This window comes from Nostoc sp., assembly GCF_036916975.1.
Classification (GTDB): Bacteria; Cyanobacteriota; Cyanobacteriia; order Cyanobacteriales; family Nostocaceae; genus Nostoc.
Window position 1 is genome coordinate 105,722 of record NZ_JBALFF010000069.1, and the last position, 20,053, is coordinate 125,774.

Annotated in this window: 17 protein-coding genes and 1 pseudogene; 12 read left to right on the forward strand and 6 right to left on the reverse strand. The window is 40.3% G+C overall.

Going from position 1 to position 20,053, the window contains the following annotated elements:
• Positions 1-117: 117 nt before the first annotated feature.
• Entirely contained in the window at positions 118-1,197 is a 1,080-nt protein-coding gene (locus V7K73_RS17370) for a substrate-binding domain-containing protein (RefSeq protein ID WP_334881839.1), read from the reverse strand.
• 1,853 nt (positions 1,198-3,050) lie between these two features.
• Here V7K73_RS17370 and V7K73_RS17375 point away from each other — a divergent pair.
• The 11 genes from V7K73_RS17375 (at position 3,051) to V7K73_RS17425 (ending at position 14,711) form a co-directional block, all read left to right on the forward strand.
• On the forward strand, positions 3,051-3,668 hold the full coding sequence (locus V7K73_RS17375) for a hypothetical protein (protein WP_334881840.1): 618 nt from the start codon (positions 3,051-3,053) through the stop codon (positions 3,666-3,668).
• A 25-nt stretch (positions 3,669-3,693) separates the two neighbouring features.
• A complete protein-coding gene (locus tag V7K73_RS17380) occupies positions 3,694-4,065 on the forward strand; it encodes a hypothetical protein (protein WP_334881841.1) in 372 nt (123 codons plus the stop codon).
• Positions 4,019-6,766 carry a hypothetical protein gene (locus tag V7K73_RS17385; RefSeq protein WP_334881842.1) on the forward strand — a complete coding sequence of 916 codons (2,748 nt, stop codon included), beginning with the start codon at positions 4,019-4,021 and terminating at the stop codon, positions 6,764-6,766. The genes V7K73_RS17380 and V7K73_RS17385 overlap by 47 nt, the downstream gene beginning before the upstream one ends.
• Positions 6,767-6,851: 85 nt before the next feature.
• The gene (locus V7K73_RS17390; protein WP_334881843.1) at positions 6,852-7,745 is read left to right on the forward strand and encodes a hypothetical protein; all 894 of its coding nucleotides are present in this window, start codon (positions 6,852-6,854) and stop codon (positions 7,743-7,745) included.
• Between the two features lie 176 nt (positions 7,746-7,921).
• Entirely contained in the window at positions 7,922-8,983 is a 1,062-nt protein-coding gene (locus tag V7K73_RS17395; protein ID WP_334881844.1) for a hypothetical protein, read from the forward strand.
• 288 nt (positions 8,984-9,271) lie between these two features.
• Entirely contained in the window at positions 9,272-10,099 is an 828-nt protein-coding gene (locus V7K73_RS17400) for a hypothetical protein (protein WP_334881845.1), read from the forward strand.
• A gap of 111 nt (positions 10,100-10,210) precedes the next feature.
• The gene (locus V7K73_RS17405; protein WP_334881846.1) at positions 10,211-10,915 is read left to right on the forward strand and encodes a hypothetical protein; all 705 of its coding nucleotides are present in this window, start codon (positions 10,211-10,213) and stop codon (positions 10,913-10,915) included.
• Complete coding sequence (locus tag V7K73_RS17410) at positions 10,912-12,525, forward strand: hypothetical protein (protein WP_334881847.1); 1,614 nt, start codon at positions 10,912-10,914, stop codon at positions 12,523-12,525. The genes V7K73_RS17405 and V7K73_RS17410 overlap by 4 nt, the downstream gene beginning before the upstream one ends.
• 124 nt (positions 12,526-12,649) lie before the next feature.
• Positions 12,650-13,219 carry a hypothetical protein gene (locus V7K73_RS17415; protein ID WP_334881848.1) on the forward strand — a complete coding sequence of 190 codons (570 nt, stop codon included), beginning with the start codon at positions 12,650-12,652 and terminating at the stop codon, positions 13,217-13,219.
• 931 nt (positions 13,220-14,150) lie between these two features.
• On the forward strand, positions 14,151-14,390 hold the full coding sequence (locus V7K73_RS17420; protein ID WP_334881849.1) for a hypothetical protein: 240 nt from the start codon (positions 14,151-14,153) through the stop codon (positions 14,388-14,390).
• A gap of 63 nt (positions 14,391-14,453) precedes the next feature.
• The gene (locus V7K73_RS17425; RefSeq protein WP_334881850.1) at positions 14,454-14,711 is read left to right on the forward strand and encodes a hypothetical protein; all 258 of its coding nucleotides are present in this window, start codon (positions 14,454-14,456) and stop codon (positions 14,709-14,711) included.
• A gap of 2 nt (positions 14,712-14,713) precedes the next feature.
• Here V7K73_RS17425 and V7K73_RS17430 read toward each other — a convergent pair.
• Positions 14,714-15,079, reverse strand: a pseudogene (locus V7K73_RS17430) (ATP-binding cassette domain-containing protein); the annotation flags it as partial.
• A gap of 33 nt (positions 15,080-15,112) precedes the next feature.
• On the opposite strand from V7K73_RS17430, the gene V7K73_RS17435 reads away from it, so the two are divergent.
• Complete coding sequence (locus V7K73_RS17435; RefSeq protein ID WP_334881851.1) at positions 15,113-15,331, forward strand: hypothetical protein; 219 nt, start codon at positions 15,113-15,115, stop codon at positions 15,329-15,331.
• 349 nt (positions 15,332-15,680) lie between these two features.
• On the opposite strand, the gene plsY is transcribed toward V7K73_RS17435, so the two are convergent.
• The 4 genes from plsY to V7K73_RS17455 form a co-directional block, all read right to left on the reverse strand.
• Positions 15,681-16,358, reverse strand: a complete 678-nt coding sequence (gene plsY, locus V7K73_RS17440) for a glycerol-3-phosphate 1-O-acyltransferase PlsY (RefSeq protein WP_334881852.1) — start codon at positions 16,356-16,358, stop codon at positions 15,681-15,683.
• A gap of 78 nt (positions 16,359-16,436) precedes the next feature.
• Positions 16,437-17,699: a DUF3086 domain-containing protein gene (locus V7K73_RS17445; RefSeq protein ID WP_334881853.1), complete on the reverse strand. Its 1,263-nt coding sequence runs from the start codon at positions 17,697-17,699 to the stop codon at positions 16,437-16,439.
• A 137-nt stretch (positions 17,700-17,836) separates the two neighbouring features.
• On the reverse strand, positions 17,837-18,223 hold the full coding sequence (locus tag V7K73_RS17450; RefSeq protein ID WP_334881854.1) for a DUF3119 family protein: 387 nt from the start codon (positions 18,221-18,223) through the stop codon (positions 17,837-17,839).
• Between the two features lie 640 nt (positions 18,224-18,863).
• A complete protein-coding gene (locus V7K73_RS17455) occupies positions 18,864-19,658 on the reverse strand; it encodes an MlaE family lipid ABC transporter permease subunit (protein WP_334881855.1) in 795 nt (264 codons plus the stop codon).
• Between the last annotated feature and the right edge of the window lie 395 nt (positions 19,659-20,053).

Sequence of the window (20,053 nt, forward strand, 5' to 3'; positions counted from 1 at the left end):
GATTTTTCCGTTAGCTATTTTCATTAACTTAAGGCTATTGAGAATTAGCCTGTGGAAAAAGTCACGCTTTTTCGAGGCTTGAGGACTTGCCGTGAAAAGTCAGGTTAATTTATAAACCTATGGAAGAGGACCATATCCGAGAGATGCAGCTAAAGCATTTGCAGCCTTAATGAAGTCTTGAAATCCGGTTTCATCTGAGTAATACAACAAATAAGTTGCTCCGGAAATGGGATAAGCACTTGCACTGCTGGGATTGGTCAAATTATCAATTCTAGTCAGCTTCTTATTCGTACCGTATGTTACAACAGTCCCATCTTTAATAGCCGCTGTAATTGCAGCTGGTGAGGGAGCAATGTAATTACCTGCTTTGTTACGTAAGAGTGCGGCAGGTAGTGGCTTTTTAGTTAAACGGGTAGCATTATCCACATAACCAAATCCACCTTTAGTACTTGTGATCGTATCGGCTAGCTTTCCGCCACCAGTAGCGCTAAGGAAAGTGCTTGGCCAATTAACAGTTGTACCCACTCCATTTTTCCATACATTAGCTGGTAAAACACCTGGAGTCTTACATACAGTATTGAGATGACTGCTTAAAACAAAAGTGCTACCACTTGAGTCAGCACGACGTACAACTTTGATGGCTACATTGCCTGCTATTTGGCCACCGTTATCTTTAGTAATGTTGGGATCGTTCCAATTTGTGATGCTACCGTTCAAAATACCACAGTAACTAGCTGGTGAAAGCTTAATTCCACCTGCTGGTATAGTAAGACCAGTAGCGTTATAAGCTAATGTGATTCCGATACCTACCACAGGCACTTGAACGTAACCACGACCGCCAGTAACTGTTTCTGTTCCTGCTACGGGGTCGTCACTATCTGCAAAATTGATTGGGCTAGGAGCACCAGGTGATGGTTTTTGAGTGAAAAAAGCTTTTAACCCTGCGCCACTACCAACTGGAGAATATGTGAATGTGAAGCCTTTAATACCTTTAAATAAAGCAGTTACAGTACTTGCACCTTCACCATTACCTAGATTTTTAGAGGTCTGAGCTAGAGATTGCTGAGTAACAGATTGACCTACTACTAAACCAATTGTGATGGCAAATAGAGAGATTGAACTTGCCAATTGGGTCAATTTGCGATCGCTATAGAAAACCATATCAAGCTCCTTCAAGTTAATTTTAGGGTTAAACACACCAACCAATCCAAATCAAGTGTCAAACTGGCAATTATAAATAACCTTCTTTAAGCAGAAATAATTGACCTTAACAAGGTTATTTATAAATAAAAAGCTTGCACAAACCACTGAAACATGCAAAACAATTAAAAAGCAAATAATATATAGAGCGCATTTAGCTATTGCTAATCGACTCAATTACATATTATTGTTTGCTAGTCCAAAGCTCTACATTTTAAAGTAAGCTTGTATAAATAAACATTCAGATGCTTTATCAGGGAGTGATTACTGGGTATTATGAATCGTGCCTCAATTCACATTGCCAGTCTTTTATTCTTCCTTAAAAAGCCATGTTTATTTTTACCCACTTAACTTAATTTACGATCGCAATTTTATCTCAATTGCGAAAATCACTTTCTTTAATGTAGATGCACAGCAGTTTGCGACAAGCTACTACTAAGGTGCTAAGTAAAGAAAGTCATGATTATTAGGGATCGTTTCCGATTTTTATAGCTAATAGCTATTAAATTTCGCTAACAAAACCAACAATAGAATCTTAAGGTAAAGTCCAAGTCATGATTGTATTATGAAATGATTAAGAAATTTAAATATATTCCTGAATAAAAGTATTTTTAAAATGGGTTTTGTGGCGTTTTTTATTAATCTGGTCAGAAAAAAATGGGAACTTTTCGCTTGTATATGGTTTTTTTTAATTAAAATTTTTATTAGAGGTGTTAATAAGTATTTTATAGCGCTTAGGTAGTTTACAAATTAGTCAGCATGTGTATGAAGGAAAATACTTTGTTTCAACATTTTATTTAGTTGCTTTGGCGTAGCCCAACCCACGCGTCACAAAAAATAGCTGATAAATTTAGCTAATAAGTTGTTTCAGGCTTTTTTTAATTATCGTGCTATGCCTACGGCGGTAAACTACGCAAATAGTCCATACTATGAGGAATTGAAGTTCCTTGCTAATAACAAAAGTCTTCTGTTGATGATTAAATATACCTAAAAGTCTTTAGTATCCTTCAGTAGACTAAAGGTTGTAGCCTTTAACTTTAGTTATAGGCGGGTGAATAAGCTAACATTTAAGCTATTTCTAGGCTTTTCTTGACACCAATAAGCAATGCTGTACTCTTACGTAAAGATGTGGTTTTTAAAATTAATTTAGTATTTCTTGTCAATGCGTAAGTCCAATAAACTTTGTTATTGATTTTATCCAGATGACTCACCCTGCACTTAGTCGCAAACATAACTTAAGCCTTTTTAAGTATTTTCTCCCAAATCAAAGGCAAAAGGATAAAGCGTTATTTATTTCCTGCTAGTGACGGTAGACTGAAATTAATCACATCTGAATGGTAATGTTAACATAATAAATCTCGATAATTATTCCCAAAAGCCTTGGCAGATGGAATACTTTAATCACAACACTGTCAACTCCCCCAAAGTTGTAGCAATTAATGTAGTATATTTTGTAAGGTCTGATCCTTACAAAACGGTGACTTGGAGTAATAAAATGTTTCCTATAGAACTTGTAACAATGCTCCCAAGCATTGTCTCGCGTTTCTACCGGATTTACCAACCTCTAATTGAGGCAACGCTGGGATAGAAAGAGCTTAAAAGAACTCTCGCAGTTCTGCTTTAAAGCTGGAAACCTAGTTTCTCAAACCCTGCATATTTTCCTTTTAAACTAAAATTAATATTTCATTAACTTAAATGAATAATAATTTGTATCCAACGTAACATTTTTCTGGAAAATTTATAATGTTCTTAAAAAAAATGTTAAATCATGTTAAATTGATTTAAATATTGTAAATTTATTGTAAATTTTTAGACAATAAACACTCAAGTACACTATAGGAAAATTAGCAATGTCTAGACAAAGTTCTCACAAGAGAAACTTTTTCAAAGCTTTAACTGGTAGCGCCCTCAAAGGAACTCAGAAGTTAAGACTGGGATTGGAATCCAGCTTGATGATTCTGGTGGAATCCGTACCCTTTTTGATTGCTTGTGCTGTACTTATAAGCGTTATCAGTCTAAAAAGTCCTATCCTGCTTTTTTGTTTACTAGTTGGTAGTTTAATTGCAGTCATCATCCAGCAAATGGGGCAGCAGGTGAATTTACCAAGGCGATCGCTAATATTATTACAAATTTTAGCAGCAGCCGTAATTTTGAGTTTGTATTGGTTAGACTGGTTTGCAGCCCCTGCACAAGCACAGTTTTTTGGGGAAGCTGAAAAGTTTTTCAAAAGAAACTTAGGTGGAGCATCAACAGCTGGTGGTGGTAGTGAGACAGCAATAAGTTTGATATTTAATGTGTTGCGGGCAATTTACTTACTCTATATTGCAATTTCTCTAGTTGGTGTGATTAACGCAGTGCGTAAGGATGAGGATTGGCAAAGTATTGCCAGAACTCCCCTATTAGTCGTTGTTGCTGTTACCATTGCTGATGTACTCACACGCTTTGTAATTGGTCCACAAGGACAGTAAATAATTCAGATATTTCATATTTCAAATGTCTCAAGAGCGGGAACAAGATTTTCGTCCAGTCAATCAGGTTCTAGGAAGCCAACCCTCATTAGGGCCAATCCCTGCCGATCAAATTCTTCCTTGGACGGTAATTGCCTTAGCATCCTACTTTATTGTCAATGGAGTTTTTGGTGGGATTTTCCAAGAAGAATTTCAAAAGTGGTTGTGGACAATACTAATGACAGGTTGGGGAGTCGGAACTTGGTGGATTTTAACTGGTGGTAGGAGTTGGAGTTTTTTAAGTAAATTTATAGGCGTTCCCGCTTGGACAAGAGGCTTTGCTCGTTATCAAAGCTTATTGGAAGTTAACAATGAAGCAAAAAATCGGAAAACAAAGCGTCAGCGTCGCCGGAAATGAAGGTAGATTAACACCATTTGAAGATGCCTTACACTTGGCGACAATGCTACGTGTCGCAATGAATGGACGTGATATTGGCGCATATCTTTTGACAAAAGGGACTCAAAGAGATCGGTTTTGCTTTGTTTTTGGTTTTGACTGTAAGGGAATTCATACCACTTTAAGAGCCGAACAAATCGATACACTCTTTAATAACATTGAAGCCGGATTAAAAGACATTCCTAGCGGTGAAAGAATGACACTGCATTTGGGATCTTTTAGTTCCGACAAAGAGCGCCAAAAAGAATTAGTATCGCTAATCAGAAATGCGCCATCACGAGATATCAAATATTTGTTGATGGCAGAAAGAGCCAGAGTCAAAGAACTGACTATTTCTGGGATTCGTAAGCCGAAATTCTTACGTATTTATGTGACTTACACCATTGAATCTAACTCCAAAAATGCCGATGATTGGATAGAGAAGCTTTTAGTTAGAGCGGAATCATGGTGGTTAAAATTTAAAGGGGATCTTTCAGAAGTAGAAAATCAGCGCATTGAAACCCTGATAATAAATGCTTATAAGCAGGGTTTTCTGCGTTGGGAACAAATTTTATCTAATCAAATGGGATTGGATATCAAGCCTTTGAAAGCTGACGAACTCTGGGAGGGTATCTGGAAAAGGTTTAACGATACGCAGCCAATCCCGATTCCCCAGTTGATGACTTTAGATGAAGAAGGACTGCACGAGGAAGTTAATTCAGATTTAGCTAGTAGTAAATTACTTTTAAATAATATCCACGGCACAACTTTGCTGATGGAGTCTAGCGTACCTTGTGCCGATCGCCGTTGGGTTAATGTTAACAATCGTTATATTGGCGCACTGTCATTTCTGGAAAAACCCGGAGGTTGGCTCAATAAATCTACCCAACTGCGCTATTTATGGGAACTGTTGGCCAGAGAAACAGTAGTAGATACAGAAATTTTTTGTGAGTTGACTGCGGCAAATCCGGCAATGGTGAAAACTACTTTGCAACGAGTCTTGAAGCAGTCAAACATGACGACAATCATGGCTCAAGAAAAAAGTAAAACTATTGATGTCAACGCGCAATTAAAGCTGAAGAAATCGGTAGCAGCACAAGAACAATTATTTGAAGGTGCAGTCCCGATTTATACGAGTATCGTTATTTTGGTACATCGTCCAACTGTCGATAAATTAGATGAGGCAACAAGATATATTGAAAACTGTTTTCAACGTCCAGCAAAATTAATTAGGGAAACTGAGTACGCTTGGAAAATTTGGCTGCAAACTCTCCCAATAGTTTGGGAAGGTTTGTTAGCGACACCTTTTAATCGTCGCCAGCTATATTTAACTAGTGAAGTTCCCGGATTAATGCCATTAGTTTTAACTAAACGGGGTGATAAACAAGGCTTTGAGTTGATTGCTGAAGAAGGCGGAACACCGGTACATTTAGATTTGTTTAATCAACACAAAAATTTAGCTTTGTTTGCGACAACTCGTGCTGGTAAATCGGTGTTGGTATCAGGGATTTTAACTCAGGCTTTGGCACATGGGATTCCGGTTGTGGCGTTAGATTTCCCTAAACCTGATGGTACATCTACTTTCACTGATTACACAGAGTTTATGGGGGCTAATGGAGCGTACTTTGATATCTCCAAACAATCCAATAACTTATTTGAACAGCCAGACTTACGATCGCTAGATCCAGAACAACAGCGCGATCGCTTTAACGATTATACCGCCTTCCTAGAATCAGCTTTGATGACAATGGTTTTAGGATCATCCACTGAAAGTCAAATTTTATCGCAAACCGTGCGATCGCTCCTCAATTTAGCATTAGAAGCCTTCTTTGCTGATGAGGGCATAAAAGAGCGATATCGGCAAGCGATGGCGGGAGGATTTGGCACTCCGGCTTGGCAAAAAACCCCTACCTTAAAAGATTTTCTGTTTTTCTGTTCATCAGAACACTTGCAGCTAAGTACTTTAACTGGCAGAGTAGAAGACGCGCTTAGTCAAATTCAGCTGCGCTTGCGGTTTTGGCTTTCCAGTCGCGTAGGACAAGCCATTTCTTCACCATCTAGCTTTCCTACCGATGCACAACTATTAGTTTTTGCTCTGAGAAACCTATCAGATAGTGAAGATGCAGCCGTACTATCTCTGAGTGCTTATTCAGCAGCATTACGACGCGCATTAGGTAGTCCAGCTTCTATATTCTTTATTGACGAAGCACCAATTCTATTTGAATTCGAGCAAATTTCTGACTTAGTTGGCAGAGTTTGTGCAAACGGCGCTAAAGCCGGGATCAGAGTCATCTTATCAGGACAAGATCCTGATACAATTGCCAAATCTAAAGCTGCATCTAAGATTTTGCAAAACTTGACAACACGATTAATTGGACGCATTCAACCGGTTGCAGTCGATAGTTTTGCAGATATCTTAAAATATCCCCGCCACATTATTGCTCGTAATGCCTCAGAAAGCTTCTTTCCCCGAAAAGAAGGCGTTTATAGCCAATGGCTGTTAGATGATAACGGTATTTATACATTCTGTCGTTATTATCCAGGTTACGAACAATTGGCAGCAGTTGCTAATAACCCTGCTGAACAAACTGCACGGACTAAAATGATGCAACTTCATAGCGATAAATATGAAGCAATTTCTGCATTTGCCCGTCAGTTAGTGGCTACTCTGCGTAGTAGTTAATCGGGTTATGTAAGCAGTTAACAGTGATTCAACAAGTTATAAATCATAGTTAAAAAGCTAAATTACCTTTTTCAGGCACAAATGTATGCGAAAAACTACCATTTTTACTCTGACGTTGCTATCTCTGGCAATTCTACCAGCAATGGCACAAGTTCAGCTGGGAGCGGGATTAGGCGAGGTTTGGGCTAATTTTAAATTATATTCCACAGATATGGGAAAATATTTTCAAAATAATGTGAGCGAAAACTTAAAGCCTGTAGAAGCACAGAGTCGAAATGCTCTTGAGAGTGCCAAGGGGAATACAGAATTGAAGATACCTAACCCCGTCGATGCCGGACAAAATATTCGTGATAACATTATCTACGAATCTTATCGTTCAGAATCTAAAGCAAGCCGCTTTGAAAATAATGCAGCAGTACGGGCAAATTTAGTTAGTAATGAACTCAATCGTTTTATTACTCGTGGAGCAGCAGAAGCTATTCTTGGTAAAGATGGACAAAATCGGACACAAGTAAAGTTAGAAAATACTGAAAACACACTAAAAGATATTGACGCAATTAGCGATACGGCGGGAGCAAAGAACAACCTAATTAACAGCAAATTTAACCAAATAGCTGGTGCTGGTGCTGGTGCTGCTGCTGGTGCTGCTGGTGCTGCTGCGTCTACAGCAGGTTTTACTCAGGCTTTATCATTAATAGGACAAACACTAGGTGATAATCAATTGCAAACTATTCAGATTCAACGCGCACAATCAGCAATTATAGGTGAAACATTTGCTCAGACAATACAAACAAATCAGTCTTTACAATATTCTAATTTAAATTTAGCAAACATTTCTCAGCAGGTAGAAGAGGCGAATCGCGCTCGCAGAGTAGATACATCTACAGAAGCGGCGCGACTTTTACGAGCTACTTCTCAACTAGATTTGTTTGGCAGAGAAAAAGTTGGGAAGTCGGATTTGACGATAAAAAAACTCTAATTTTCCATACAATCAATTTTTAAAATCCTTAAACTTCTTACAAACCAACAACAAGTCTAAAAAACAGTTTAGTAGAGTGTCTTAGCGACAGCGTAACGCATCAAAAGCATCTTGGATGATGCGTTACATTCCTAACGCACCCTACGAAATCTAAAAAAACAGCCCATCAACTCAAAATGCAACTTGCTATTCAACTAATTTTTGCCCAAGTAGGTGCCCAAGTAGGCATTGATGAGGTTCTCGATAATGGTGCCGCAACTTCTCGAAGTATTGCCGATGGTTGGAACTATCAATGGAAGGATTTATTACTAAATAACACTAGTAATAACTTGTATGGAGCGCTGACAACTCTGGGTATTTTTTTTGCGGTAGGAACCCTGTTATTTTTTATGATACAATTCCTCAAAGACTTAATATCCTACGAATATAGTCGTCCAATATCAGCTTTAATCTGGCCTTTTGTGGTGGTGATCCTCTTAAGTAATTCAGGCAAAGGAAGTATGCTTTCTAATCTGACACTGGGATTACGGGATTTTTTAAATAGTGTGAATCAGCAAGTATTGGTAACAGCAGATGCGAACAAAATGTATCAGCAAGCACTAAGTATGAGTATTGCAGAAGAAGTAACTGGTTCTTTTCTGCGTCCTTGTCAATCGCTTACTGGCGTTCAACAAAATCAATGTTTTGTCAGCGGTGCCGATAAAATCAACATTTTATTGCAAAAATATAGAAATACATACGGAAAGGAACCTTGGATAAATAGGCTACAAACTAAGATAGATTATATTAAATATGACAAAGGCTTTATATCAGAAACCTCATTTAATTCTTTGTTAGGTTCTACAGTCCAAACAAGCATCAAAAACTTTTTAGTTTCGTTGCAATATGCCTTTCAGAATCTAATAGAAGCTAGTATGTTGCTGATAGCACTTTTAGGGCCAATAGCTATAGGTGGATCTTTACTGCCTGTAGCTGGTAAACCCATTTTTGCATGGCTGACCGGATTTTTCTCTATTGGAATCGCCAAGATTTCATTTAATATTATTGCTGTGCTGACTGCGGCAGTTATTGTAAATGGGCCAGGTAAAAATCCTACTGCTGATCCCGACTTAATGTGGTTCATAATTTTTCTGGGAATTTTAGCACCAATTTTATCGTTACTTGTGGCTGCTGCTGGCGGTTTTGCAGTCTTTAGTGGGATCAGTAATACAGCTTCTTTAGTAAGGGAGAGGATATAAATTCAAAATTCAAAATGAATAAAGTTTTGATAAGTGTCATAAATGCTGAATTATATGCAAATTGTAATTAATATCAGGGCTATTTCATTCTCATCTAGCCCGCCTCAGAATGAATTCTGAGTCTAATAGCACTCATTCATCTAAAGATGACTGAGACTCATGTTATAGTCCGTTTTAACGGACTTTAGCTATTAGCCTAGAACTTTAGTTCTGGGCGGTTTATGTCTAAAATGAACCTATAATTAATATATAATAATAGCTGAAGTTTTTTGCAGAAGAGGTGAGTAAATGGTGCGTTTACTAGAAAAAAGACAAAGAACGACGGCAAGTGTTTTGACAATTTTTGCGATCGCAACCTTCAGTTTACATATATTAGTTTTATTTTTATTCTTATTACAAGGGCTAAATATTCGCCAACTCAGTCTGAGAAAGGCTCCAAACTTTGTGCAATTAATAGACGGTAAACCAGTAGCTAATATCGATGATTTAGCAAGAGATCCAGAAGCAATTCGCCAATTCATCAGCAAAACGATGATATCAATGTTTAGCTGGTCTGGAACCTTACCAGCACAAAATATCGAAGAAGTTGCAAACCCTAAACCAGATTTAGGAGTTCTGATTCAAACACCTCAAGGGAGTAGCCAAAAAGTTAGTACCAGCAGTTGGATAGCTAGTTTTGCCTTATCCGAAGACTTTCGCAAAGGTTTCTTAAGCACAGTTGCAGAAATGACACCGGCAGAAGTTTTCTCTGAAAATCCCAGCCTAGCTATGACATCACAATTAGTTATTAAGCGGGTTTATCCGCCAAAAGAAATTGCCCCAGGTAAGTGGCGAATCGGTATAGTAGCCGATTTAATTCAAAAAAACCGAGTTGGTGGTGCAAAACTCATAACTCCTTTTAATAAAGATTTACTGGTACGTGCAGCAGATTATTTTGGTAATCCTCAAGGCGACAATGGCACAGACTTGCAAAAAGCAATTTATAGTGTCCGCGCTGATAGATTAGAAATTTATGAAATTCGTAACTTATGTTTGCTAGATCGCAACAACAGCCTTAATAATGATAAATTTACACAATGCGGGTCTGGACAAACATCTGATAGCTTTATCAGATGAGTAGAAAGTGGAAAGTAGGGAATCAGCCTTTTTGAGTTGAGGGCTTTTTTAAAAAATCAAATAGTAGTCTTATAGATTTATAATTCACTAATTCAGTTTATATAACTATTAATGCAATTACTCAAACCAGAAAATAGAAAAAATAACCCATTGCCAGTATTAGCAGTCGGCACATTTGGGTTACATGTGTTTACCCTGCTTTTACTACTATTTCACGGATCTATGTTACAGCAGTTAGGCCGTCAACTCACACCTCAAAGTTTAGTGCAACTTGTTGATGGTCGCGCTATAACCGTAGACCCCGAACCCAATTTAGAGCGACAGCCAGAGGCTATTCGGCGGTTTGTGGGTGAAACTATGAGCTTAATGCTTACCTGGTCAGATCAACAGCCACCGACACAAGTCTGGGAAATTAGCTCCCAACTGGTAGCTGATAATTTTAAACAAAAACTTAAGTCAGAACTTACCAATTTAAATCCAGATAGCCAATTTGAAAATGTTAATAGGGGAGCAGAAAATGTATTAGTAATCCAAAAAATCTCTCAACCTACACAAATAGGTGATGGAAAGTGGAAAGTGGAGATGTTTGCTAATCAACTACTATTTAGCGGTTATGATAGGTTGGGAAAATCAACTTCGTTTAATAAACAAATTTTAGTTAGAGCAATAGATCAACCCGCAACTTCACTACCAAATGCAGCGCTACCATTGCACTTCGCAGCTTACCGCCTTGGTGAAGCCAGACTAGAAATTTATAATGTATGTGATATCAAAGATAAAAATTGTTCTGCAAATCCCAATCAAGCTTTACCATGACTAAATACTCAATTCCTGCGGAAACACCTCCTCAAAATGGATTTACTCTAGCCGCCGACGCTCACCAACAAGATGTAGAATCTTTTGATTGGGAATCGCGGATGTCAAGGTTAGTCGGCTTTGAAGAAGAATCTTCTCCCGATACCGAAGGATCAGAAGACTCTGCAACGCCGCAAGAGTCGCTATCTCTTCCACAAGAAGTTCAGACTAAGCAACCCCTCTCATCTAATCCCTTTGCAAAGTTAGGCTTGGTAGGAGCTGCTACCTTTGCGATCGTTTTGGTGGGTGGTGTGTTTTTGTCGCAATTGATGAGTAGCAAGCCCAAGCCAAAAACTATTGTTTCTCCACAAGTGCGTGAGCAGCCAACTGATGAATCTAGCTCTCAACAGCTAGAAGGCGAAGTAGATACTCTGAAAACTAAATTAGCTCTGACAGAACAAGCAGAGATGGTGAAAGCCGCCCAACAACAGCTCAGAACTGCCAAATCAACGCCGACAGTAGTCTTAAAAGCAGAACCGCCAGTCTCTTCTAGAGTTACAGAAAGAGTGATCCCAACGTCCCCACCAACAGCTTATGTACCTCGGACAGTGACAGTTGAGCGCATTGTTAAAGTCCCTGCTTCTCAACCTTTGCGATCGCCCCAACTACCAGTTGTAACCCCAAACACTCAACCTCAGACTGTAGTCAATATAACACCAGCATCTCCACCAAGCCCACCAAGCCCCCTTGATGAGTGGAGAAGGTTAGCAAAGTTAGGTAGCTACGGTCAAGTTAATGCTACCGATCAACCTAGTAATATCGCAACTGCTCCTGAACCTGCAAACAATCAGCCGCAGCAGCAACAGACACCACAGCAAACTCCTGCTCCTGAGGTGAGCCAAGCGCAACCCGTGGGACAAAAATCTTTAGCAGTAGGGACTAGTGCTAAAGCTGTCTTAGCAACAGCGATATTTGGAGAAACTACTACTAAGTCAGGCGGTGGTGATGAAGAAGGCAAAGCGAAAAACGTATTTGTGATCAAATCGCAAGAAGCACTAAAATCTAAGGATGGTACTACCGTCATACCTGCAAACACCGAATTCATCGCTGAAATTAGTTCCATTAACGAACAAGGTCTTATGCAGATGAACGTAACTAAACTTATCTCGCAAAATAATGGCAACTCTACCGAACAAAGCTTACCCAGCAATGCCATTATTATTCGCGGTACCCAAGGTAAACCTTTAGTAGCAAATAAATATCCCAGTCAAAGTTCGTCCATAGCATCAATGGATGCAGGACTATTCGTTTTGGGAGGTATTGGTAAAGCAGCAGAGTTAATAAATCGCCCTGATACCAAACTCGTGCCATATTCTATAACATCAACATCTTCCAACCCTACCGCAGACAACCCGAATAATACCACCAACAACACCTCCAGTGGCCTTATTAGTGAGACTGATAACAGACGCAACCTTGCAGCTGCGGTTCTGGAAGGTGGTATGAACTCTGTAGTACCCCAAATTGCCCAACGTAATCAACAGGCGATCGCCCAAATGTCACAACCAACTAATATTTGGTTTATGAAAGCCGGCACAAATGTTGAACTATATGTTAATCAACCAATCTAGTTTTAAGAGGTAGGATTTATACCAATTTTAGATTTTTGATTGGGTAATGGTAATTGGGAATTAGTTTTCTTTCTATCTTTCCCATATTCTCCTGTTATATGTACCAATTTCCCCATTTGCAACCATGAAAAATAATCCTAAATTGTCAGGAAATACCTCAGGTAATTCTTATTTCCTACCTATAGCTTCCTTAATTTTCTCGGTTGCTATGTTATTCTTGGTAGGTCGCGCTGGTGCTAATAACGCTGTTCTGCATTCCATATTTTCCTGTCAAGCACAGGGTTTAGGGGGAGCAATACCTACGATCGACGTTTGGTATCAACAAGGAACAAACTTAAGCTTTATTCCGGCTGGAGAAGTAATTAAAAAAGTTTGGTTAAACGATCCATCACAGGTAACTATAGACTTTGATGGGCCAGTATGTATGCAGTTTGGTCAAAATAATAGTAGTGGAGGAGATTGTAAAAACTCCTCAGCGAATGTAATTCAACTCAGACGAATTCAAAAACTAGATATTCCTGGGCTTCCTCCCACTAGCAATACACTTTTAACAGTTGTTACCGAAGGACAAGGTAGAAAGAAGTTGTATACTTTTCGAGTGATATATAAAACAGATAACCCTGAATATCACACTTTAGCAGTTTTTGCCGATCCTTCTAATCAAGAAGGAGCTTGTGCTAAAGTTCCACAATAAATTTATAGCAGCGAAGACAACTGAAGTTTCCCTCGACAAAAAGCGCTGATTGCCGACGTATGTCTGCATTCTGGCTTTTCAAAAGCCTTGCTCTAATATCAAGTCTGGGTAATTGGCGATGCTGATTAATTCGTAATTCGTAATTCGTAATAGAGCCTCCGGCACGCTTTGTGCGTTCGTCAATTTTGTTTTGTAATGGGGATTTAACCCCAATCGCATTACTTGCTTTTTTATAGAACCGGGGGATTTAAACCCACGTAACTCGTTAAATGTATGAATCTGGGTGTCTTGACGTTGCAATTGCTAGTCAAGACAAAAGTTTTGAAATCACGCAAAATCATTTTCATACCTCAATTCAGCAACGTTGGGTAATTAGTTATGATTCTCACAGTCATGGCATACCACCCCCAGCCCCTCTACGGTGTACACACAAGTCTTTCTGAACGCAATATTACGGTTAAGTCTCATAGCCCCTGAGATACCTCACCCTGGTTTTGCTATGCAAAACCTGTCCCTCTCCTTACTAAGGAGAGGGATGTCGGATAGGACTCTTTGAGGTTTTGGAAGACTTTTGGGTAATCGGATAGCTTGTGTGTATGTAGGCTTGCGGGGAGGGGAGACAAAGCGTAGCTTTGGCTCTTTGGGGTTTTTGAGGTTTAATTAACTAATCAGGCGGACATGATCTAATTCCCTCCTTAGAAAAAGGGTTAGAGACGATCTAAGTCTTTGGGCAGTTTTCTTTTTTATAGAACAAGGTTAGGCTAGAGCATAAACATTGATGTAGTTCAATCAATTGAAAAACGCTATAACTCAACTGATTTAACTGACTTAGGCATTTTCAACCTATATCTTTATAAATCTTCAGATAAAAACTAACCACAAATTCCAAATCCGTGCAAATATAAAGAAAAGCTTAAGAGGTTACAGACTCATGGTCACTGCCAAAATGATGCAACAGCTTTGGGCTGTAATCGAGTCTACCCAGGTCAGCACCCTGCTCCAGTTCGACGATGCTGCTTTAGTACAAGTGCTTCTCCAGCAGTTAAAAGCGAAGCAGGTTATAGATCCCCAGGCAGATAGCAGTCTCAATACTTATATAACATCTAAACTGCCCCTGATTCGTGATACGGCTGAAGGTCGATTATCTTTCGGGCAAGGCGGCAATAATTAGCAGTATAAATCAAATGATTCCTCACCGCCAAGCATACGCTCAGAGTTCAAACTGTTGAATATTATGAATAACTGGCTAGTAATTGCCCTAGTAGCTTATCTAATTGGAGCAGCGATTGAAGGGGTGACTACAGCTAGTCAGCTATCTCATTCAGTGCCAGAATTAGCTAAAAGCACACAAGCTCACCCTTCAGATTCTGCCACTGAGTCTAGTTCAACTTGGCGAGTTGTGGCCGCGATCGCCTCAGTAACTATATGTGGAGCTTTTTTGTGGCCTTGTCGCCTTTTCCACCGTTTAATTAAAGGCAAAGTTAATTCCTAAGCTTAATCCTCATCTGTAGAGTAAAACTGTTGGGGATAAAAACGGGCATAGCGTCCTTCCTGAGACAGGAGGGAGGTGTGAGTACCAGCTTCAACCAAATGTCCTTGTTCTAGTACGAGAATGCAGTCAGCCCTACGAACGCTGCTTAAGCGATGGGCGATAACAAACACGGTACGGTTTTGCATCACTAGCTTGATCGCTTCTTGAACTAGTGCTTCTGACTCCGAATCTAAGGCACTTGTTGCTTCATCCAGGATGAGAATTCGAGGATCGTTGACGATCGCTCTGGCGATCGCTAATCTTTGGCGTTGTCCTCCAGATAGGTTAACTCCGCGCTCGCCTACCCAGCTATGGTAACCTTGGGAAAAAGGGACTGAGGTAGTTGTCTCTCAACCACAAAGATGGTTGAGGATGAAATGCAGATGAATGCAGCCGGGAGTATTTTGAAAAAATCCGTTAGCAGATGGCTACTATCAAAAGCCGTTTGGCAAGGAGATTCAGATGATCCATTCACTCTTAAAAAAAGCTCCAAGACAAATGAAAGTGATCAGAAAAATATTCGATGGTGTACGGATGAAAACGCCCATTTTTTAATGGCTGAACATTTACTTTTACCCTGATCATTACTCACAGCCATTACTCTACGACTTACGTACTATACAAATACATGGTGATGTGGATTAACTATCTTGAGGAAGTTTTCAGGCTTTTTTTATCCTGCGATGCCTACGGCGGTAAACTACGCAAATAGACGCTGTGCGTCGTGCCTTATTACAGGTAGATTACGAAGATTATTTCGTGTATCTGCTCAAATTCTTTAATATACAACCAGATACTGGCGAAACTGTTGGTAAGAAAAACAAAGTTCTCAAAGGTTCATATTACATTGAATCTTGTTGCTTAGTCTAAACTCCAGAAGAGATACCAGGCTCACTCAACGGCTTGCTTAGGGCATCGCTTGGAAACTTATTATGTAGTTTGTTCTGGTGTCGCTACATTTTGCCCAATTTTTGGTTCTGTTCCAGCCCTGAGTCGGCCAATATTAGGGCGATGGCGCAAAATTACATATAACCCACCCGCAATTCCAAACAGAATATATGGTAATGGTTGGTGTAAAATTACCATGAAAATGGAAACAGCGATCGCACCTGCAATTGAACTCAAAGAGACAATCCGCGATATTGCCATCACAATGGCAAACACACCTGCTGTTGCTAAACCCACCTGCCAACTTATTGCCAACAAAATCCCCAAGCTGATAGCAACGGATTTACCACCAGTAAACCCCAAAAAAATTGATTTACTATGTCCCAGGATGGCAGCTAACCCAGCTATTGTTATTAACCACGGTTGCCACACTTGTACATCTACCGTTGGGGGGATATAATTTTGAATTTGGTTAAAATTGAATAACCAGTAAACTAGAGCGATCGCTAATACTCCCTTTAAAGCATCAAGTACTAAAACGAATGCTCCTGGCCCTTTCCCCAAGATTCTTAGTACATTAGTTGCTCCAGTGGAACCTGAGCCAACTTGCCGAATATCAATCCCTTTTAACTGCTTCACAGCAATGTACCCAGTGGGAAAAGAACCCAGGAGGTAAGCTATAACTACAATTGCCCCACACAGAGTTAACCAAATAGCCATAATAAAATTCACGCATTCAAAATTCAAAAAAGTCAAGAGGTATTACTCTTGACCAATGACTAATGACTAATGACTCATTTAAAAGTCATCATCATAGTTTCTCACGGTTTTGGGGTCAGGAGCAAAAGCTAACCATAGGGGAAATTGCAGCAGTGACAGACTAATTTGCTCCTCTGAATCATCAATGATAATTAAGGGTAGTTGATTGGCTTTGGTCAATCGGTCTGCTTTCTGAGCCAGAGCATCAGACGCTTCAAATAATACCACGCCCCGGTCTGGGCCGAAATCTGGGCGACCGATTCCTAGACAGTCTTGCAAGCCGCGCCGCCATTCACCCAATCGCTCCGGTGTATTAGCTAAGACTAAAGTACGGACGCGATCGCCATACAGCTTGTGTAATATCGAAATTGCAGCTGAGGCAATCAAAATATTTTGTAAGCGGCTACCCATTGTCCGCAAACCACCTCGTCCCCCTTGGGTAAAAAACCAGTTAGAAACTCGTTCTGCGTGGATTGGTTCAAAGGTACGGCGTAGTTGCCACGCTGGGCCATAGTAATCTGGTTTATTGCGGTATTGGTCAATTAGGCGGCGAATTTGCTTAGTAGTATCTTGAAACTGCTGTTGGGCAAATTGAGGTATTCCAGGTTGGGTTTCAACTGGTTTAGCCTCTTTTACAGATGGTTTTTCTCGTTCTACCACACTTGGCGTCAGTTGCAACTGTTCAGCAGCAACCGCCAAATCTTGTAAGCTACCCGTGAGATAGTCTTTAAAACCCTGCACCCGAATTGCCAAGTCTTGGGATGTACCAGCAAAAGTGGTTCGCATCTCATTGCGGATACGTTCTTGTCGGCGTTCTAGTTGTTCTACAGAAATTTGCAGAGTTTGTTTGCGTTGTTCTAATTGGACCAGCGATTCTTGCACAAGTCGTCCCAGCGATGTTTGAGTTTCACCCACTTGTGACTGAAGGTTTTTGTAAAAAGCTTGCAATTTGGCTATTTCTTCCTTAAGAGCAGCTTCAGCGCTCTGCAACTCTGCTACTCGCTGCTCTGCTTGTGCATATAATGAATGGTTTTCTGATCCCAGTGCGCTATTTTCCGGTTTCGACTGTGCTACAAACTCGCCATTTGAATTTTCTGTTAGCTCTACAGTTGTAGAATCTACCACTTCTGCATTAGAGATGAGTGGCTGCATTGTGTAGTCCTCTGATGAGCTAATGGCTCCTGTTTCTCCCACTGACTCAACAGATGGATTGAGTGGATGTTCAACTGCATTGTTCTCTTGTTGTTTTTCTGCCAACCGCTGATCAATTGGTTCTGGGGTTTGAGATGCCTCTGGGTTCATAAACAATAGTGTAATTCCTATGACGCGAATAAATAGCTTTCAGAAATATTACAATTGACCTGCCATAAAAGTCCTGAGTTATGAGTGCTGAATTATGAGTCTAGAGCGAAACGACTCAGCACACATCGAACTCAGGACTAAATACGCGGACAACGTTGTTCTAAGCAAGTTTTCAAGGTATTGGGATCAAATAAAATCGGCAAAAAGTGAATACTTTTAATTTCTTTAAAGTAAAACAGAATGGGGACTCCATTCCAGAAGATCCGCCAGTTTTGCCATTCCTGGTAGGGAAAGCGCCGAATTAATTTTTCGCCTCTGTGAATATCTAAGTCGGTGGCGGTAAATTGCAAACGCAGCGTTAACGCCTGAAACATGAGAAACAAACCAAACAGCGTAAAAACGGAGCCTACCCACGGTTGTACCAACAGTAGTGGAATAGCGGCAATCACCAACACTATAGGTATATTGTAACTAGGCTTGAGTTCCACAGTTGATGTGGAGTTAGGAGCAAATGAACTGGTCACAGTCTTAAATCCTGCTTTATGTACTAGGCATCTCTATCTCCTATTTTAGGAGTCAGGAGTTAGGAGTTAAGAGTTAGGAGTTAGGAGTTAAGAGTTAGGAGTTAGGAGTTAAGAGTTAGGAGTTAGGAGTTAAGAGTTAGGAGTTAGGAGTTAAGAGTTAGGAGTTAGGAGTGAGGAGTGAGGAGTTTTAAACAATTCACACTCTTGCCTCTGGGACGTTCCGCGTTAAGCGAAGCTATGCCGTAGGCTTTACGCAATTAAGTTTTGTAACGAAGAGAAGTTTCTGGGGACGGTTTCCGACTCGCATTACTTCGGGGGATTTGCCTTAGGCATTCAATTGGTGCTGCCTGTCTTGCTGGAGAATTAAACCCTTAAACTTTGTTAACTCCCAACTCCAAACTCCAAACTCCAAACTCCAAACTCCAAACTCCAAACTCCCAACTCCCAACTCCTAACTCCAAACTCCTAACTCCCAACTCCAAACTCCCAACTCCTAACTCCCAACTCCAAACTCCAAACTCCTAACTCCAAACTCCAAACTCCCAACTCCAAACTCCCAACTCCAAACTCCCAACTCCTAACTCCCAACTCCTAACTCCTAACTCCTAACTCCTAACTCCTAACTCCTAACTCCTAACTTTTACAGCCCTATGAATGCACTACCAGTCCCCTGAAACATTAGCCAAGAAAGAAAAAAGTTGCTAACAAATATAATTAGCAAGGCAGTCACAACAGCACTTGTGGTTGACTGTCCTACACCTTTGGCTCCTCCTGTTGTCGTCAACCCCCAACTGCAACCAATTACGGCGATTAAAGTGCCAAAACAACACGCCTTAATCATGGCGCTAACAATATCCCAGATACCAAGAAAGTTACGGGCTGAGTCTAAGAATGCCGTATCAGACAGGTTGTAGAGATTTGTCGCAATTATTAATCCCCCGAACATCCCTGTTACCAAAGACAGGAGGGTTAAAATTGGTAGCATTAAACAGCAAGCAAGGACACGGGGGATAACTAGGTAATCGATTGGATCTGTTTTCAACATCAACATGGCATCGATTTGTTCTGTGACTCGCATGGTACCGATTTCGGCTGCAAAGGCAGAACCGACTCGCCCAGCCAAAACCACTGCTGTCAACACCGGAGCAAGTTCTCGTGTCAAAGCGACAGAAAGCACTCCGCCGATAATGTTTCCTGCGCCAAAGTTGATAAATTCCCGTGCTACCTGAATGGTAAACACTGCGCCAACAAAAATAGCCGTCAATAAGGCAATAAATAGGGAATCTGGCCCAACTGCTGCCATTTGTTGCAAGGTGTTGCGCCGATGGATTTTGCCCTTCAATAGGTGAACTAGTACTTGCCCACCCAGAAAAATCGCCGCCAGCAGCCGCTGACTCCATTCTCCTAAACTGGATTTGGATGTAGTCTGGTTCAATGTTCTGTAGCTAACTCGGTGACTGCCTTAAGAATAGCGGAAGTCATTGGGATAGGGAATGGGCATTAGGAAGAGGCAGAGGGGCGGGGTGCTGTTCTTGCTGAGGGGAGCGCTGAATATTAACTTTGATTAAACATGCTCTCAGAAAATGAAGCTCTTATTAAAGGTGTTGCAAACTAATAAATAAAGCTAACTTTAGCTATAAACTTGATTGTGCAAGGGTTTTGTAGATTCAAATTATTTTTGAGACTCCCAGCATGTGCTGTAACTGCTAACCGCTTATTTTAATGAAAACTTAAGATTTTTGACAGATTGGTTGGTCAGGAGCGATCGCACGTATTGTAGAAAATGACGAACTGCTATCTAGCTCTTGTCATCTATACTCACGGAGTTTG

Excerpts from the sequence above, each read along its gene's own strand:
- plsY (WP_334881852.1), bottom strand. The coding sequence starts at position 16,358 with ATGGCTATTTGGTTAACTCTGTGTGGGGCAATTGTAGTTATAGCTTAC.
- V7K73_RS17425 (WP_334881850.1), top strand. The coding sequence starts at position 14,454 with ATGAATAACTGGCTAGTAATTGCCCTAGTAGCTTATCTAATTGGAGCA.
- V7K73_RS17410 (WP_334881847.1), top strand. The coding sequence starts at position 10,912 with ATGACTAAATACTCAATTCCTGCGGAAACACCTCCTCAAAATGGATTT.
- V7K73_RS17385 (WP_334881842.1), top strand. The coding sequence starts at position 4,019 with ATGAAGCAAAAAATCGGAAAACAAAGCGTCAGCGTCGCCGGAAATGAA.
- V7K73_RS17405 (WP_334881846.1), top strand. The coding sequence starts at position 10,211 with ATGCAATTACTCAAACCAGAAAATAGAAAAAATAACCCATTGCCAGTA.
- V7K73_RS17445 (WP_334881853.1), bottom strand. The coding sequence starts at position 17,699 with ATGAACCCAGAGGCATCTCAAACCCCAGAACCAATTGATCAGCGGTTG.
- V7K73_RS17375 (WP_334881840.1), top strand. The coding sequence starts at position 3,051 with ATGTCTAGACAAAGTTCTCACAAGAGAAACTTTTTCAAAGCTTTAACT.
- V7K73_RS17390 (WP_334881843.1), top strand. The coding sequence starts at position 6,852 with ATGCGAAAAACTACCATTTTTACTCTGACGTTGCTATCTCTGGCAATT.
- V7K73_RS17435 (WP_334881851.1), top strand. The coding sequence starts at position 15,113 with ATGGTTGAGGATGAAATGCAGATGAATGCAGCCGGGAGTATTTTGAAA.
- V7K73_RS17400 (WP_334881845.1), top strand. The coding sequence starts at position 9,272 with ATGGTGCGTTTACTAGAAAAAAGACAAAGAACGACGGCAAGTGTTTTG.
- V7K73_RS17415 (WP_334881848.1), top strand. The coding sequence starts at position 12,650 with ATGAAAAATAATCCTAAATTGTCAGGAAATACCTCAGGTAATTCTTAT.
- V7K73_RS17380 (WP_334881841.1), top strand. The coding sequence starts at position 3,694 with ATGTCTCAAGAGCGGGAACAAGATTTTCGTCCAGTCAATCAGGTTCTA.
- V7K73_RS17395 (WP_334881844.1), top strand. The coding sequence starts at position 7,922 with ATGCAACTTGCTATTCAACTAATTTTTGCCCAAGTAGGTGCCCAAGTA.
- V7K73_RS17420 (WP_334881849.1), top strand. The coding sequence starts at position 14,151 with ATGGTCACTGCCAAAATGATGCAACAGCTTTGGGCTGTAATCGAGTCT.